Source organism: Roseovarius litorisediminis (assembly GCF_900172295.1).
GTDB classification, from domain to species: Bacteria; Pseudomonadota; Alphaproteobacteria; order Rhodobacterales; family Rhodobacteraceae; genus Roseovarius; species Roseovarius litorisediminis.
The window spans coordinates 120316-135111 of the sequence record NZ_FWFL01000010.1; the positions used below are offsets into that span (position 1 = coordinate 120316).

The 14796-nt window shown below is 55.1% G+C and carries 16 protein-coding genes; 8 read left to right on the forward strand and 8 right to left on the reverse strand.

The window, feature by feature from the left end:
* Nucleotides 1–86 precede the first annotated feature (86 nt).
* From PEL8287_RS17040 to PEL8287_RS17060, 5 genes are all read right to left on the reverse strand, one after another.
* On the reverse strand, nt 87–1760 hold the full coding sequence (locus tag PEL8287_RS17040; protein WP_085893637.1) for a recombinase family protein: 1674 nt from the start codon (nt 1758–1760) through the stop codon (nt 87–89).
* Nucleotides 1760–2281: a DUF2924 domain-containing protein gene (locus tag PEL8287_RS17045; protein WP_085893638.1), complete on the reverse strand. Its 522-nt coding sequence runs from the start codon at nt 2279–2281 to the stop codon at nt 1760–1762. The genes PEL8287_RS17040 and PEL8287_RS17045 overlap by 1 nt, the downstream gene beginning before the upstream one ends.
* On the reverse strand, nt 2271–2585 hold the full coding sequence (locus PEL8287_RS17050; protein WP_235862327.1) for a DUF3489 domain-containing protein: 315 nt from the start codon (nt 2583–2585) through the stop codon (nt 2271–2273). Before PEL8287_RS17050 ends, PEL8287_RS17045 begins: the two co-directional genes overlap by 11 nt.
* 464 nt (nt 2586–3049) lie before the next feature.
* A complete protein-coding gene (locus tag PEL8287_RS17055; RefSeq protein ID WP_085893639.1) occupies nt 3050–3988 on the reverse strand; it encodes a homocysteine S-methyltransferase family protein in 939 nt (312 codons plus the stop codon).
* A 3-nt stretch (nt 3989–3991) separates the two neighbouring features.
* Complete coding sequence (locus PEL8287_RS17060) at nt 3992–5374, reverse strand: FAD-binding oxidoreductase (RefSeq protein ID WP_085893640.1); 1383 nt, start codon at nt 5372–5374, stop codon at nt 3992–3994.
* A gap of 162 nt (nt 5375–5536) precedes the next feature.
* On the opposite strand from PEL8287_RS17060, the gene PEL8287_RS19840 reads away from it, so the two are divergent.
* Together PEL8287_RS19840 and PEL8287_RS17075 are read left to right on the forward strand one after the other, a co-directional pair.
* A complete protein-coding gene (locus tag PEL8287_RS19840; protein WP_176228679.1) occupies nt 5537–6559 on the forward strand; it encodes a GlxA family transcriptional regulator in 1023 nt (340 codons plus the stop codon).
* Between the two features lie 187 nt (nt 6560–6746).
* Nucleotides 6747–7379 (forward strand): tyrosine-type recombinase/integrase, encoded by a 633-nt coding sequence (locus PEL8287_RS17075; protein ID WP_085893641.1) that lies wholly within the window; start codon nt 6747–6749, stop codon nt 7377–7379.
* Nucleotides 7380–7671: 292 nt separating this feature from the next.
* Here PEL8287_RS17075 and PEL8287_RS17080 read toward each other — a convergent pair whose 3' ends face one another.
* The gene (locus PEL8287_RS17080; protein ID WP_085893642.1) at nt 7672–8553 is read right to left on the reverse strand and encodes a LysR family transcriptional regulator; all 882 of its coding nucleotides are present in this window, start codon (nt 8551–8553) and stop codon (nt 7672–7674) included.
* 185 nt (nt 8554–8738) lie between these two features.
* On the opposite strand from PEL8287_RS17080, the gene PEL8287_RS17085 reads away from it, so the two are divergent.
* Genes PEL8287_RS17085 through PEL8287_RS17095 form a run of 3 tightly spaced genes read left to right on the forward strand, consistent with a single transcriptional unit; the run spans nt 8739 to nt 9764 of the window.
* A complete protein-coding gene (locus PEL8287_RS17085; RefSeq protein WP_085893643.1) occupies nt 8739–9146 on the forward strand; it encodes a GFA family protein in 408 nt (135 codons plus the stop codon).
* Between the two features lie 17 nt (nt 9147–9163).
* The gene (locus PEL8287_RS17090; protein WP_085893644.1) at nt 9164–9364 is read left to right on the forward strand and encodes a DUF1059 domain-containing protein; all 201 of its coding nucleotides are present in this window, start codon (nt 9164–9166) and stop codon (nt 9362–9364) included.
* 19 nt (nt 9365–9383) lie between these two features.
* On the forward strand, nt 9384–9764 hold the full coding sequence (locus PEL8287_RS17095) for an ectoine synthase (protein ID WP_085893645.1): 381 nt from the start codon (nt 9384–9386) through the stop codon (nt 9762–9764).
* Between the two features lie 200 nt (nt 9765–9964).
* Here the strand turns inward: PEL8287_RS17095 and PEL8287_RS17100 are convergent, their stop codons facing one another.
* Entirely contained in the window at nt 9965–10867 is a 903-nt protein-coding gene (locus PEL8287_RS17100) for a LysR family transcriptional regulator (RefSeq protein WP_085893646.1), read from the reverse strand.
* Between the two features lie 104 nt (nt 10868–10971).
* Here PEL8287_RS17100 and PEL8287_RS17105 point away from each other — a divergent pair, with 104 nt between their 5' ends.
* The 3 genes from PEL8287_RS17105 to PEL8287_RS17115 all read left to right on the forward strand — a co-directional run bounded on the left by PEL8287_RS17105 (nt 10972) and on the right by PEL8287_RS17115 (nt 13061).
* A complete protein-coding gene (locus tag PEL8287_RS17105) occupies nt 10972–11415 on the forward strand; it encodes a YybH family protein (RefSeq protein WP_085893647.1) in 444 nt (147 codons plus the stop codon).
* A gap of 63 nt (nt 11416–11478) precedes the next feature.
* A complete protein-coding gene (locus PEL8287_RS17110) occupies nt 11479–11811 on the forward strand; it encodes a hypothetical protein (RefSeq protein ID WP_139837843.1) in 333 nt (110 codons plus the stop codon).
* 203 nt (nt 11812–12014) lie between these two features.
* Nucleotides 12015–13061 (forward strand): LysR family transcriptional regulator, encoded by a 1047-nt coding sequence (locus PEL8287_RS17115; protein WP_085893649.1) that lies wholly within the window; start codon nt 12015–12017, stop codon nt 13059–13061.
* A 554-nt stretch (nt 13062–13615) separates the two neighbouring features.
* Here the strand turns inward: PEL8287_RS17115 and PEL8287_RS17120 are convergent.
* Nucleotides 13616–14662 (reverse strand): NADH:flavin oxidoreductase/NADH oxidase, encoded by a 1047-nt coding sequence (locus PEL8287_RS17120; RefSeq protein ID WP_085893650.1) that lies wholly within the window; start codon nt 14660–14662, stop codon nt 13616–13618.
* Nucleotides 14663–14796: the final 134 nt, after the last annotated feature.

The following is a 14796-nucleotide window of genomic DNA, read 5'->3' on the forward strand; positions in this document are numbered from 1 at the left end:
GTACCAACTCGCAAACGTCTCTGTGAGCGTCCAAACTAAATGGTTTGTGCATCATTTGGATTTGTTGTGAGTGGAGAAGTCGGGTTTCAACCAAGAAACGCGCGCTGATCTTCCCAAAGAAGTGGTAATCTTTCCAGGCGTTTCAGTCTTGTCGCAGTCAGTTCTGGTGTCTGGCGACCGTCAAGAATTCCAGCAACTAAGTCCGGGGCCAGGAAAGCAAGCTGCAGGGATCGCGAGACATCAGCGGTGTCTGTGTCGTCATTGGTCGCGATCTGCGAAAGTGTCGTTTCAACTTTGCCCGTGTAGGATCGATACCGACGGCGCGCATCAAGAAGAGTTTTGATGAGATTGGGATCGGTGTTGGTGGCATCGCCAGCGGCACCTTTTAGGATTAGTTTGAGTTCGCCGCCACGACGAGCCAGTTTGATTGGCGCGCTGATCTGAAGTGTTGGGAGGTCTATATCGTTGAGGTTCTCAGCGCGATGAAACGCCCTTCCAATGTCGATCTGAGCCGTGAGCTTTTCCTCAATAAAATAGACGCATTGCACTATCTTCTTCAACATCATTGTACAATGTCGAGACCCTTTGAATTGCACTGCCTTGAGCAATTCATCGATGGCGTTGATTAGCAGCTCCATCCTCTTTGGATCGCCCACGTCGCCGATAATTGATTGGCGGTTCTTTGGCTTGTGTAGATGTTCGATGATGGCCTTTGACAGAATGGACTCAAGCTCCTCGGCTGGGATCCGCCAGCCGTTGGAGCCGGTTTCGACGCTACCCTCAATCAGCTCTGGGCTGACGTAGTACCGATACCGCCGACCCGATTTGGTGGTGTGCACCGGGCGCATTTTGTTGCCCGCCGGATCAAATAGCTTGCCAGCAAGCGGACTTGGACTTCGGGCTTTGCTGCGATTAGCATGACTTCGTCGATTGTCTGCAAGCATCGTCTGGGCCTTATCCCAAATATCTTGATCGATGATCCCTTCGTGCTGACCATCGTAGATCTTGTCGCGATGTCTAATGCATCCAATGTAGATCGGGTTCGAAAGTAAGTGATAGAGTTTGCCTCTGGAGAACGCGCATCCGCCAGAGGTAGCTCCTTTTTGTGTGGTGCGAACCGGAGTAAATCGCCCTGCCCGTTTCAGCTCAGCTTGAAGTTTGCGCACCGAGCGTAGCTCGAGGTATCGCTTAAATATGTGCCGCACCATTTTGGCTTCATCGGGAACGTGGACCAGCGCTCGATTCTGAGGTTGATAGCCAATCGGAGGAATGCCACCCATCCACATGCCTTTGGCTTTTGAGGCCGCTATCTTATCGCGGATGCGTTCTGCCGTCACTTCGCGCTCGAACTGTGCAAACGAGAGTAGAACGTTCAGTGTCAGGCGGCCCATGCTGGTCGTTGTGTTGAACTGCTGGGTGACGGAGACGAAGGACACACCTGCCTCATCAAAAATAGCAACCATGCGCGCGAAGTCGGCAAGTGCACGTGTCAGACGATCCACTTTGTAGACAACGACAATATCAATCCCACCAGCTTTGATGTCCGCCAGCAATCGTTTTATTGCGGGTCGCTCGAGTGAACCACCAGAGAAGCCGCCGTCATCATAAAGCATCGGCAATTCGGACCAGCCTTCATGCTTTTGACTCGTTATAAAAGCAGAACAGGCCTCCCGCTGCGCATCCAATGAGTTGAAGGCCTGATCCAATCCCTCTTCGGTTGACTTACGTGTATAGATTGCGCACCGCTGTTTCTTGGCCATCAGCGCGACCTCTGCTCATCACGCAACCCAAAGAATTTCGGCCCGTTGCGACTAACTCCGGTCATGGCTTTAGCGACCCCGGACAGCGACCCAAAAGTCTTTCCCCTCCAGAGATAACCCTGTTCGGTTACATGCACTTCGTGGCGATCGCCCTGCCAGTCCCGCAGGATCCTGGTGCCCGGTAAGGGGCGAGCAATGGAAATTGCTTTGGGTTTGCCCCTTTCGTCGAGTCTCCCCGGGACACGGTCCGGCACCTCCAAAGCCGACAAGCGCCGAGCCAGCTCTCGGTTAAATCCGCCAAATACTTCTGCCTGCCACTTCCATGCAATCCCAAGCATCAGAAACCGTTTGCGCGCGCCCTTTGGGGCTGCGCTACCCCAAGCGCTTTGCCAAGCCAAACGAAGCGCAACGTTGTCGAGATCACCTAAAGCCTCGATGCGGCGGCGCAGGATCGTGGCTTTTGATGGCGCCAAATGATCGACGCGCGATCCGCCTTCGAAGGACGCATGATTAGTTGGCATTGTCGGCGGCCTCCACCATGAGTTGGTCTACGATACAATAGCGCCTGGGTTTACTGGGGTTGGGCTTCTCGCTTTGAACTTCAAACCCAGATTTACGCAATCCTGATATCGCTGCGCGTGTTGTGTGGGGTTGCCAGCTCAACTTCCGACAGATGGCGTCCACCCCGGCCCCATTCTTGGCACCCAACATCCGGATCAGCTGATCCCGTTTAGTCATCCGCTCTTTAGTCGGGCGTTTGCGGTGGGGTCTTACGATCCACCGAACGTGTTCGTCCGCGGTTTTGTCTTTGTTGAGTTTTGCCATAGTTCATCTCCTTTGCGTGTGTCGGCGGGCATTCGTGCCGGCGGTACCGCGCAAAGCCCGGAAATCCGGGCGATAAGGAGAGGAAGGATGGTCGTTTGTTTGGACAGTACCGCTCAGCTTAACCGCGAAGTCCAGTGGAATTAAAAGCAAGCTGATTGACTGCCAAGGAATGTAGTTTGACAAACTTAGCACCGCCAAGATTGAAAGCGGACCTTGGAACAAAGCGCAGCGAACTACTGTTTCGAGCTCACTGCGGAAGTCTTGAATTTGTGCTGCCCGCGCACGCCGCGTGAAATCTTCTGCACTTGCGTAAAGCGCTTCGCCGCGAAGCAGCGGCCTAACCAGTCATCTTTACAGCGCGCGGCGAAGAACCCGAGGTTAAGGATCAGGCCGCGGACGATCCGGTCATGGGAATCTATAGTCCGAACGGCAGGTTCGTTCCGCGCTGCCGTCTTCTCACCCGCCTAAGCCAGAGCGCGGGCAATCTCGCGCAGGTGGACGTGGCCGGTGCCGCAGCAGCCACCGAAGATGTCCATATGCGGATAGCGCGCCCGCAGGTCGCCCAATTGCTGGCCAAGTTCCACAGGGTTGCCATCTTCGATGTGGCCCAGTTTGCACAATGCGATTTTCTCCATCTTGGAAGCATTGGGCCGCACGCCGCGCAGGCGGTTTATCCAGTTGCCCTCGGTCAATGCCGGTTCGTATTCCAATGGGTGCGAGCAGTTGAGCAGGTAATAATCCGGCGCGGCGTCTCCGGCTTGACGGTCAATCTCAGGGATGGCTTCCGCCAGTGTCGGACCGGAGCGTAGTCGATGAGAACTGTCCAGCGTCAGTGAAACGGTCAGCGGAACGCCTATCCTCGCTGCAGCGCGGGATACGCCGACAGCCTCGGAGATGTTGTTGAAGGTTGCCGCGCAGGCGAAATCCACGTTTGCCGCTTTCAGCGTTTCCAGTTGCACCGAATGATAGTCTTCAGCGCTTTCGGCGGTAATTTCGGTGTTCAACCCATAGGCATCGCCACGCGGCCCAATGCAGCCGCCGATCAGAAGTTGCGGGATCTGGCCAGCATAGGGCTTTGCGATTTCACGCAAGAACTCGATGCTGGCGATATTGGCTTCGGCCAGACCAGCGGGAGAATAGCCCAGCTTGGCCCCCCAATCGGGACTGGCGCGGTAATCCAACCCGGTCAGCATGAACGACAGGCCAAATTCGGTGGCGACGTCCAGCATATCTGACATGACTTGCCGCATGGCGACCACAGCCTTGGGGTTTTCCAGCAGCGGGAACATGGCGAACTCAGGCAGTTCGAAACCGTGGCGATACATGATTTCAGTTTCGGCGCCTCCTTCGGTCAAGAAAATTGCGCCGGTGTCAGTGGCCGGGGTCGGGTTGGTGCGGGTCATGCCCTATGCCTCCGGCTTGATGTTCTGGTTGAAACGGAAGCGGTTCTGCGGGTCGTATTTGGTCTTGATTTCGACCAGCCGTTGATAGTTTGCTCCGAAGGTGGCACGGGTCAGCGCATCATTGTCTTCGCCATGACCGGGAAAATTGAGATAGGCGCGACCCTCATGCCCGAAGCGCGCGGCGCTGTCCCAGCCATCGCGCGCCCAGGCAATGTTGGCCGCGTCATCCGCTGCATCGGGCCAGACGCCATCGAGCGAATACATCCAGCCAAAGGATCGGTCGCCAAAGGCGGTGGCATCGGCAGGCACCTGCGCAGTGGCCCCGCCAAAATTCCACAGTGACGAGATTGAGTTTTCAGAAGGTGCGGCCTCGGCATTTGCCATGGCCAGATCAATAATCTCATCGGACAGTTCAGTCAGGTAGCGCGCCTTCCAATAGCAACGGAAGTCACCGGCGGGCATCAGCGTGTCAAACAGCGTCTGAACCTCGCAATAACCCATCCGGCCCGAGAAATCGGTGACCATGTTTCCCAGCTCTCGCAGGGGCTGCATCAGCGCTTCGCCTTCGGCAGCGTCTCCGTTGTACACACAGGCCAGAGTGTAAACGCGCTTCCCCCAGCTTTCTTCGGGGAAGTCTTCGCCGCCTGCGGTGGAAAACTCGCACAGTGACCCGATCAGCCCGTCATGCTCAAGCATGAAATCCCGCCAGGCGCGGATCGGGCCGGGGCCGTCTTCGACTGCGTAAATCGGGGCGGCGAACATCACTTCGGGTCCGGCCGGGTGCAGGGAGAATTCGAACCGGGTCACCACACCAAAGTTGCCGCCACCGCCCCTGAGCGCCCAGAGCAACTCCGGGTTTTCATCGGCACTGGCGTGTACAAGCGTGCCATCGGCCATCACCACCTCCGCCGCCACGAGGTTGTCAATCGACAGCCCGTACTTGGCGCGAAGCCAACCGATTCCGCCCGAGAGCGTCAACCCTGCCACGCCTGTATCCGAGATCAGACCGCCGGGGGTAGCCAGCCCATGGGCCTGGGTGGCCTTGTCCACGTCACCCCAGAGTGCGCCGCCCTCCACCGAAGCGACGCGTCGTTCGGCATCAACGCTGACACCTCGCATCTGGGTAAGGTCAACCATCAACCCGCCATCGCAAACCGCATGGCCCGCAACGTTATGGCCGCCCGCGCGGATTGAAATGCCCAGATCATGGACTGCGGCATGGCGCACAGCCGCCATCACATCCTGCGCATTCCGACACCGCGCAATCAGTGCGGGCCGCCTGTCGATCATCGCGTTCCAGACGCCGCGGGCCGCGTCATAGCCGTCTATCCCTGCTGTCAGAAGCTCACCTTCAAAGCCGGAAATATGTGTGTCTGGGCTGCTCATGATCAAATCCTTTCCTTCATTTTCAGAAAGGGTAACGCATCTGGTTTGGCGTGCTCAGTGGCAATTCTGCCAGTTTTGCGGCATACTGGACAAGCGATTATGGCAGATCGGTCAGAACCGGGCCGTTTTGGACATTTTTGCGTAAAGGGGGAAATTAAAAAAATGGCAAAAAAGCCGCAGATCTTGTTGCTGGCCGCGCCCGAGACTTCGGCTTCGGTGCTTTATGGGCTTTATGATGTGTTGATGTCGGCGGGGGCTGTTTATCTGGATATGGTGATCGGCAAACCGGGGGATGAGTTGCTGGACGTGAAGATTGTCACCGCCAACGGAAAGCCTTTTCGTTGTATTGGTAATATCCCGGTGGAGCCGCACGCCGCCATCGGCGATGCCGGGACCCCTGATGCGGTGGTTGTCTGTGACATGTACACCACGATCTACGATGTGCCGCACGGGCGCTACCCGCGTGAGATTGCCTGGCTGAAGGCGATGCATGCGGGTGGGGCGCTGTTGTCGTCGGTCTGCTCGGGATCACTACTCCTGGCCGAAGGGGGCCTACTGGATGGCCATCGCGCCACGGCGCATTGGGCCTATCGTGACATGTTCCAGCGGCATTTCCCCGAGATTTCGTTCCAGACGGAATCGGTGCTGTGCCTGGCGGCGGAGGAAGACCGGATCGTCACCGCCGGGGGCGTCAGCGCCTGGCATGATTTGGTGGTCTACCTGATTGCGCGCTTCTGTGGCTATCAGGTTGCGATTGAAACCGCTAAAGTGTTCCTGATCGGGGGGCATGCCGAGGGCCAGTCGCCCTATGCGGTGATGACCCGGCCCATGGAATCGAACGACGGCCCGATCACCGACATTCAGGAATGGATTGCCGAACATTACGCCACCACCAACCCGGTGGAGAAGATGGTTGAACGATCGGGCCTCAACCCGCGCACGTTTTCACGCCGCTTCCGAACGGCCACGGGCTTTGCGCCAATCGAATACGTGCAGGCGCTGCGGGTTGAAGAAGCCAAGCAGATGCTGGAGATGGACCAGATCAGCAATGACGACGTGGGTGCCGCCATCGGCTATGACGATCCGGCGTCCTTTCGACGGGTTTTCAAACGCGGCACTGGCATGACACCCGCTGCCTATCGCAAGAAGTTCCAACGGATTGCCCGGATCGCACAACCGGCGTAAAGCACGGCATTGCAGACATTCATTCATCGCGCAGAAACACGCAAATTGGGCTCAGACCAGGCCAATGCGTCTGCGGCGATTCCCAAAGTAAATGTCGTCGGACAGCGACCATTCAGGCCCACGGTAGTCTATAATAGTCAGCGCGGTGCTGATGTCTGGGCTTGGCGGGAGGATTGGAGGGCAAACCATGCCAAGAGTTCAACTTCCTGCAGTCACACCGAAACGGAGAGCCTGGAACAAGGGCCGGATCATCGGCCAGAAACGACCGCTGCTTCCCAAACAGGTCTGGGCCATACGCGCGCGACTCGAACTTGCGGGCTATCGTCGCGACTTGGCCTTATTCAACGTAGCGATCGATAGCAAGCTCAGAGGATGCGACCTGGTCAAGCTCGCTGTGGCCGATTTGGTCAAAGACGATCACGTCCGGGAACGGGTTTCGGTTATCCAGAGCAAAACTAGGAAGCCAGTTCAGTTCGAGCTGACGGAAAATACCCGCGATAAGGTTCTCGCGTGGGTCAAATCACCTGAGATGATCGGCTGCCGCTTCATGTTTGCGAGCCGCTTTCACGACCGGCCTCATATCTCAACGCGTCAGTATGGCCGGCTTGTCCGCGACTGGGTGACAGCGATTGGATTGGAACCAAGTGGATACGGAACCCATTCGCTGCGCAGGACCAAGGCGGCGGAGATCTACCGGAAAACCGGAAATCTCAGAGCGGTTCAACTCCTGCTGGGGCACACAAAGGTTGACAGCACTGTCAGATATCTTGGTGTCGAACTTGAAGATGCCCTGAGCATCGCCGAGCAAATCGACATTTGAACCATGTTGGTGGACGGCAGCTGCCGTCCGCCATTTCAAACCGGACCTACAGCCACGCCGCGACAAGAGGCAGGATGAGCCCATGGCGGAAGTTTCCAATTCTCGCTGTGTGCGCTCGCAGCGCAAATTTCTCCGCATATGCGCAATTTTTTAGTGTCGAATCGCGTCGGAGAAATCCGCCGTTCGCGTGTGCCGCAGCGAAGTTGACGAAGGCAATTTGCAGGGTCCGGACGAAGCGGACCTACAGCAATAGGACAAAGTTGTCAGCCAGCGACACAATCGCAACTTCCCCTTAACCCAATACCGTTTCTGCCTTTGAATTGAGCCAGTAGAGAAACTTGGTCACAGCTGGGCGTGATGCTGCTGGGTTGCTTTCAATATAGTAGACTCCAGATGCTGGCTCGGAATGAAGAACCCTCATTCGTCCCGACCCAATATCGTCCTGAAAAAATCCGCGTGCTGTGTAGGATATACCATCGCCCCGTCTTACTGCCTGCATAATCAGGTTGCCCGGCATTTGGGAGACGATCAGGGGCCGGCTTAATTTAACGCCCCTGCGATTGAACCACTCCGCCACCTCATTGGTATTCAGTTCTTGCAGCCATGGCAGGTCGACCAAATTGCCAGGCTCGTCAAATCTTCTCCCTTCAAGCAGAGACTCTGCTCCCACGACGACCATGTCCGAGACGAGGACGGTCGAGACATCTTTGTCCAGACTGTCGCGGTGGCGGTAACGAACGGCGACATCAATGCCGCCTGGCCTCAGTTCCATAATGTCCGCCGTCGGGTTCAGCATCAGGGTGATGTCCGGGTGTCGCTGCTGGAAATCCGCTATTCGAGGCATAAGCCACTCTACGGCGAAAGCGGGTGACGTCGTGATCTGCACGGACCGGGATACCTCTTCACCCGTCAATTTTTCGATACCCCGGCGGATCGTGTTGAACGCGTCAGCGAGGTCCCGTGCAAGCTCCTTGCCTTCGGGTGTAATCTTGACGCCCCTTCCTTGGCGGACAGCCAACGACAGACCCAGGTATTCTTCAAGCGCTTTTACCTGCTGTCGGACCGCAGCGTGCGTCACATTCAGCTCTTCCGCAGCCTTAGAGTAACTACTCCTCTCGGCCAAAGCCGCAAAGGCTTTCAGGCTATTGAGAGAGGGAATTCCGGACCAGTTCATATGGTAGATTTTCTTTCATTTATAAGATTTATTGAGTCGCATTCAGTCGAAAATATGTCAAGTTTGTATGTACGAAGGGAAAACTTCCAACACCCCGAATGTGCTATATGCAAATAAAAGCTGAACACTTTGTGGCGCATTGGAACCAAAAGAACTGAAACTCACAAATTGAGAGGCCTTCAAGAATGAACGATACGTCAAAACATCATGAAGGTGGCTGCATGTGCGGCGCCGTGCGATACCGTGTCAGCGGCGCACACACCTACTCGGGCATATGCCACTGCGATGACTGCCGTCGTGCGACAGGTGGCGCATATGTTCCCTGGTTAGGCGTCGCGCCTGAAACTTTCGAAGTGACAAAGGGCAAAATTACCGAGCACGAGTCGTCGCCGGGTATCAGGCGAGGATTTTGCAGCAAATGCGGCTCCTCGCTGACCTTTGGAGGAGAAGGTTGGAACGACATCGCGATTACAATTGCCTCGCTCGATGATCCAAATGCCATCACACCAGAATCAAACGTATTCCTGCGTGAACGGCTTCGCTGGGTGAAGTTCAATGAAAACATGCGGAACTATGATGGCTTCCCTTCATAAAAAAATGGAGAACGAAAATGACTCACGCCTACTCGTACGCCTGCCGTGACTGTGAAGGTATGGAGGCCTGCCCAGCTAGCGTCATCGCCGAGACCAGGGACGAAGTCTGGAAGTTGATGGGCCATCACGCTCGGATTGCTCATGGAGAAAACCCTGAAGACTGGGATCAGGAAACACGAGATTATCTTGATACCCTGATCAAAGAAGTCGACGTTTAACCAACACGGAAAAATTCTCATGATCGTGAAAAACCTTGAAGACGTGGCCGGGACCAAAGGTGAGGCGCATGGGAACAAGTGGCACAGCATGCGCCTGCTTCACGCCGAGGATGGCATGGGCGTCACATTGACGGACAGCATCCTTGAAGAAGGATTCAAGATGACGCTCTGGCAAAAGAACCATCTCGAAGCTTGTTATTGTCTGGAGGGTGAGGGAACGGTCGAGGAGTTGGACACTGGCACAGTGCACGAGATCAGGGCGGGAACACTCTACGCGATGAACGCGTATGACAGACACCGTATCCACGCCAAGACACGCATGCGCATTGTATGCACCTTTGTCCCGGCGCTCACCGGAACGGAAACGCATGACGAGGACGGTTCCCTCAGCAATTCATAGGGAACGCCCGACCTGACCCTGCGCCAGGCGGATTTTTAACCGAACCGGATATTCAACTTTGATGGCATTCCGAACTGGTGATTTGATGCGTCCGCATCGGGCTTAAAGAAGCTATCTGATTGTTAAGGTAACCCAAATTCAGATTGAAAGGCAGAAGCGCAGACCAATGTTTACATTCGACTTAGTCACCAGAAGACGCGTCAACCAAGTCTTGTTTTTGATTTAAGAAAGTCGATCAGAACCCGAAGAATTTTCAATTGGGCGTATTCCCGAGGGAAAAATAGAAAGAATGGTTCGCCTTTGACGGCATAGTCGTTGAGAACAACCTCCAATTCGCCTTTACGAATTTCGCGTTCGACAATTTTTTCCCCAAACCAGGCAATACCGAGTCCAAGCCGCGCGGCATCGACCTGTGCTGTCGTGTTGTTGACAATAACGCTTCCACCCACATCAATGGATGTCACCCCATCAGCATCCTGAAACTTCCACTGCAAAGTTCTCTTTGTTGTGCCAAAGCGAAAGCGAATGCACTCGTGATCGAGCAGATCAGCTGGTTTCGATGGGCGCCCGTTGCGATCAAGGTACTCGGGCGAAGCAACGTGAACAATTCGTCTGGGCCCAGTCAGCCTGATGGCAATCATGCTCTGTTCAAGAAGATTGCCGATACGTACCCCGGCGTGAAACCCTTGTTCGGCCAGATCAACAAGTGCGTCATCGAAAGAGAGATCGAGCTCGATTTCGGGATAGAGCGCGTGAAATTCCGCGAGGACATCTGCCAAAGTGTAGCGGAATGCGACGTGAGATAATGCGATGCGAAGAGTGCCGCTAGGGATTTCACCGGCACGGCGCGCATCCGACAGGGCATCGGAAATTTGATGAAGGGCGGGGTTTGATCGTTGGAACAATCGGCGACCCGCCTCGGTAAGTTCCACAGATCGCGTGCTGCGAAGAAGAAGTGAAACTCCGACCTCTTCCTCTAGTCGGCTCAGGCGATAGCTTATGGCTGGAGGCTTAACCCCCAGTGCAGTTGCTGCTGCGCGCATCGAGCCGTGTTCGACGATCGCGACAAACGTCGCAATATCGGACAATGGTGCCTTGGGCATTGTTCGAATTTCCTTAATGGATTGATAAAAATTTGGCGCCTAATTTTAACAAAAAATCTGAACTAGGCTAGTGGCAGCGCTGAGGGAATGCGAAAGGAAAGATCATGAAACCTATTACTCAGGCGGTTAGTTTCTTTTTCACGATCGTTTCAACCTCGTTGGTAAATGCCGGAGCGGCGGAGGACATAGCCGGGCGGGCAGAAACATTCGAAGCTGCATTTAACAGCGGCGATGCCGGCGCGGTGGCGTCTCATTACACGGAAGATGCAGTAATACTTGCGCCGGACACGCCCCGCATTGACGGGCGCGACGCCATCCATGGTTTGTGGCAGGCATACGTGGATGCGGGTGTAAGAGACTTGCAGTTGATGACAGTTGATCTCGAAGACCTTGGCGATACGGCACTTGAAACTGGCACCTACTCGCTATCCGCGCCAGACGGCAACGGCGGCACGGTACAAGCAGGTGGAAAATATGTAATTGTCTGGAAAGCAGATGGAAAAGGCGTCTGGTATTTGCATTGGGACATCTGGAACAGCACACCTTGAATGGGTTTTGGCATCAGATGGAACTACCAAGGTGATTAGAAAATTAGCGTGGGGGGCGTTCGAATGTTTCATATGCTGACTTGTTTTGACCTCAAGCCAGGAACGGAAATCGGAGCATTTCGCTCCTCATACAGCGACTTCGTCAAATACATGCAGAGTATCAATCTGGTGGAAGGCACCGGCCCCATAGGCGAACGGCAAAGCGACACTGCCATGGACACGGATGGCGAGCGTGACCATAGTTTTTTCGTTATCATGTCTTTTAAAGATCGTGCCCAGGTGGATGAAGCCGTTGCATTGCTATACGCGCACGACGGGCCTTCCGAGGTTGCGCATAAGGCAGTCTACTGGAAGGTCGAAAACCCGGTTTTCATCTGTTGGCAGGATTTGGACTGATTAATACAGTCATTTGGCTTGATGAGATTTGCCGACCAACAGATCAGAATTGACCGGGATACGTCTGCAGCATGCTTTGAACATCCAAGTCGCTTCTGAACGCGTCTGGATTTCGGTTTAGCATCTCGTGAATGAACTGACGTCTGTTGCGAGTTGCTTCCCAAGTTTCCTCAGATGTCGAGGAACCGCTGAACGACGGGCGAATGCGTTCTCGGATCGAGTCAATCCAAGTTTGGAGCGCAGAAAATTGGGTAACGTTGGGTACCATGGCTTCGTTCCTTCGATTGGAAATCGTTGCCCTGAAAGCTACCCGTCCAGTCGTTTTGCTGGAATTCTGTTTGATATTGTGCTGTTCTACAAAAATGAAGAGCGGTTTTCGCAATTGGTCGGATGTCCGAATTTTTCTGACGGTTATTCGAGAAGGATCAACACTGGCGGCATCGCGCATGCTGAACGTGGCCCAACCAACCGTGGCCCGACGTATCGACGTTCTTGAAAACGAACTTGGACTGACCTTATTTGAACGCGATACGCGCGGTTTCAAACCGACCGAGAGCGCACGGAAGATTGTGCCCTTCGCTGAGGCAATTGAAAAAGCAGCGTCAGAGTTTTCAAAGAAAGCGAATGAACTTACGGAAATACGGCCCATTCGCGTCACGGCCTATTCTGGAAATTTCTCACCCCGGGTTACTGAAATCTTCAGTGAATATTCTGCATTGAATCCAGACATTGCCTTTGAATTCCTGCCCAGTGTGAAGGTCCTGGACCTTGAAGGTGGCGAAGCGGATATTGCGTTGCGCATCACCAGTAAAGAACCACAGCAGAACCTTATCTGTCGGAAAATAAGCACTGCGCGGTGGTCGCTATACGGTTCGCGAGGCTACGCTGAGAAACACGGATTGCCAGCCAGTTGCGAAAGATTGAGCGACCACCAGTTTGTCACGTTCAAGCGCCGCGACGTTCCTGCCGCATTGCACGAATGGCTGATATGTCACGTTGCGCAAGACGACATAGTCATGTCGTTTAGCGAAATCGATCTGATGCACGCAGCCATCAAGTCAGGGCACGGGTTGGGTCTCATGAACGACAAGCTAGCAGAGATGGACGATACACTAATCCGATGTTTCGGTCCCATCGAGGACCTGTCGAGGCAGCACCTGATGCTGATTGCTCCGGAAGCATATCGACGCCCTGAAGTGAAAGCTTTCGTGAAATTCTTTGCGCCGCGTTATGCGGCAGTTTTCAAATAGGCTGCATATGGTTTCAGATTTATACAACGAGCTGTGAGCTCGTTCCGAACCTCTGACGCAGTGAAGCAATACGCCGGTATGGAATCTAGTAGTTTTACGCGAATGAACGACCGGTCTGGGGAATTCTGCTGTGCCGCCGAATTTTCCGCGCCGCATTCGCGAACGATTTCTGCGACAGCAAAAGCTACGCATGCATAAGTCCGGAAAGTCCCGCAGACTGTGAGTTCCGTTCGTTCGAGATTTTGCGTTTGCAGCGAATGGCGGCTCTGACGGGCCGCGCCTCAGCATCTTGACCCATTGGCCAACGGCAGGAATGGGCCGTTAACGACCGTATGCAGAAAAGGGCGGAAGGCGGGTCCTTCGCTGCGTTAGGCTCGCAGGTACGCATCATGGACAAACCGGCCGTCTCTTCGGCGCTCAGCAAAGTAGGCTAGTGCGCCATGTTGGATGCCGTTGACTTCGTATGAGATGCGGTTTCAGCAAATTGCTTCCTGTAGGCAATCGCAAAGCTTTTGGTAAGGCATTCGCCTTCAATCCCTCTATTCCGAAGTGACTTACCTTTGACCGCCCTTGGCGTTCTTGAAGAGCGTCTTGTACGCGCGCGGTTGTGAACGCCGGTATTGGTGCGGGGCATCGATCTCTGCCCCCAATTCCGCTGCGGCGTGCCAGGGCCAGCGCGGATCGTAGAGCATACCCCGCGCAAGAGCGATAGCATCAGCATCGCCTTTATCCAGGATCGCTTCCGCATGGGCGGGGTCGGTGATGAGACCTACGGCTATGGTCGGCAATCCGACTGCCTCCTTCACTCTCGCGGCCAAAGGTACTTGGTAGCCGTCGGACAATGGGATCTGCTGCTTAGGCGACACACCCCCCGAAGAGACATGAATTGCTGCGCAACCGCGGTCATTAAGGGCCTTAGAGAGTGCGACCGTGTCCTCTATGTCCCAGCCGCCCGACACCCAGTCTGTCGCAGACACGCGAACCCAGACCGGGAAGCCTTCAGTGACGGCGGCTTTGACTGCGTCGAAGACCTCCAAGGGAAAGCGCATCCGGTTTTCCAGACTGCCGCCGTAGGAATCCGTGCGCTGGTTTGCGATGGGTGACAGGAACTGATGCAGCAGGTATCCGTGCGCCATATGCACTTCGATACCCCGAAAGCCGAGAGCCACCGCTCGCCGGGCAGACGAGGCGAAGTCTTCCCGTACCTTGTCCAGCCCCGCTTCGTCGAGCGCTATAGGAGCGTCTTCTCCCGGTGCATGCGGCAATGCGGATGGTGCAACCGCTTTCCAGCCGCCGGGTTCACCCGGAAGGATCTGCGCTCCGCCATCCCATGGCGCATTGCTGGACGCCTTGCGCCCGGCATGGGCAAGCTGGATAACTACTGGCGAGATGGCGTATTTTGTCACCGCATCCATCACGCGTTTAAGAGCCGTTTCGTTGTCGTCGGAGTATAGGCCCAGATCACCCGGTGTAATCCGCCCTTCGGGCGATACAGCCGTCGCCTCGATGACGAGAACGCCGGCCCCTGACAGGGCAAGGTTGCCCAGATGGATAAGGTGCCAGTCCTGAGCGTTCCCCTCGACGGCGGAGTATTGGCACATCGGCGCATGTCCGTCGTCAGGGTTTTTGGCACCAAAGGCGGCTTAAACTAAGAGAGTTTTCGGCTCATCTGGTTGATTGCATTATGCGGCACGTTGTCTGTGATGCAAGCGTCGCGCGTCGATGGTCTTTCGTT

What these genes read in the sequence shown, in the direction of transcription:
- PEL8287_RS17095 (WP_085893645.1), top strand. Translation starts at nt 9,384, where the DNA reads ATGATCGTGAAAAACCTTGAAGACGTGGCCGGGACCAAAGGTGAGGCG.
- PEL8287_RS17110 (WP_139837843.1), top strand. Translation starts at nt 11,479, where the DNA reads ATGTTTCATATGCTGACTTGTTTTGACCTCAAGCCAGGAACGGAAATC.
- PEL8287_RS17100 (WP_085893646.1), bottom strand. Translation starts at nt 10,867, where the DNA reads ATGCCCAAGGCACCATTGTCCGATATTGCGACGTTTGTCGCGATCGTC.
- PEL8287_RS17075 (WP_085893641.1), top strand. Translation starts at nt 6,747, where the DNA reads ATGCCAAGAGTTCAACTTCCTGCAGTCACACCGAAACGGAGAGCCTGG.
- PEL8287_RS17055 (WP_085893639.1), bottom strand. Translation starts at nt 3,988, where the DNA reads ATGACCCGCACCAACCCGACCCCGGCCACTGACACCGGCGCAATTTTC.
- PEL8287_RS17090 (WP_085893644.1), top strand. Translation starts at nt 9,164, where the DNA reads ATGACTCACGCCTACTCGTACGCCTGCCGTGACTGTGAAGGTATGGAG.
- PEL8287_RS17105 (WP_085893647.1), top strand. Translation starts at nt 10,972, where the DNA reads ATGAAACCTATTACTCAGGCGGTTAGTTTCTTTTTCACGATCGTTTCA.
- PEL8287_RS17050 (WP_235862327.1), bottom strand. Translation starts at nt 2,585, where the DNA reads ATGGCAAAACTCAACAAAGACAAAACCGCGGACGAACACGTTCGGTGG.
- PEL8287_RS17045 (WP_085893638.1), bottom strand. Translation starts at nt 2,281, where the DNA reads ATGCCAACTAATCATGCGTCCTTCGAAGGCGGATCGCGCGTCGATCAT.
- PEL8287_RS19840 (WP_176228679.1), top strand. Translation starts at nt 5,537, where the DNA reads ATGGCAAAAAAGCCGCAGATCTTGTTGCTGGCCGCGCCCGAGACTTCG.
- PEL8287_RS17085 (WP_085893643.1), top strand. Translation starts at nt 8,739, where the DNA reads ATGAACGATACGTCAAAACATCATGAAGGTGGCTGCATGTGCGGCGCC.
- PEL8287_RS17115 (WP_085893649.1), top strand. Translation starts at nt 12,015, where the DNA reads ATGCGTTCTCGGATCGAGTCAATCCAAGTTTGGAGCGCAGAAAATTGG.
- PEL8287_RS17040 (WP_085893637.1), bottom strand. Translation starts at nt 1,760, where the DNA reads ATGGCCAAGAAACAGCGGTGCGCAATCTATACACGTAAGTCAACCGAA.
- PEL8287_RS17080 (WP_085893642.1), bottom strand. Translation starts at nt 8,553, where the DNA reads ATGAACTGGTCCGGAATTCCCTCTCTCAATAGCCTGAAAGCCTTTGCG.
- PEL8287_RS17120 (WP_085893650.1), bottom strand. Translation starts at nt 14,662, where the DNA reads ATGTGCCAATACTCCGCCGTCGAGGGGAACGCTCAGGACTGGCACCTT.
- PEL8287_RS17060 (WP_085893640.1), bottom strand. Translation starts at nt 5,374, where the DNA reads ATGAGCAGCCCAGACACACATATTTCCGGCTTTGAAGGTGAGCTTCTG.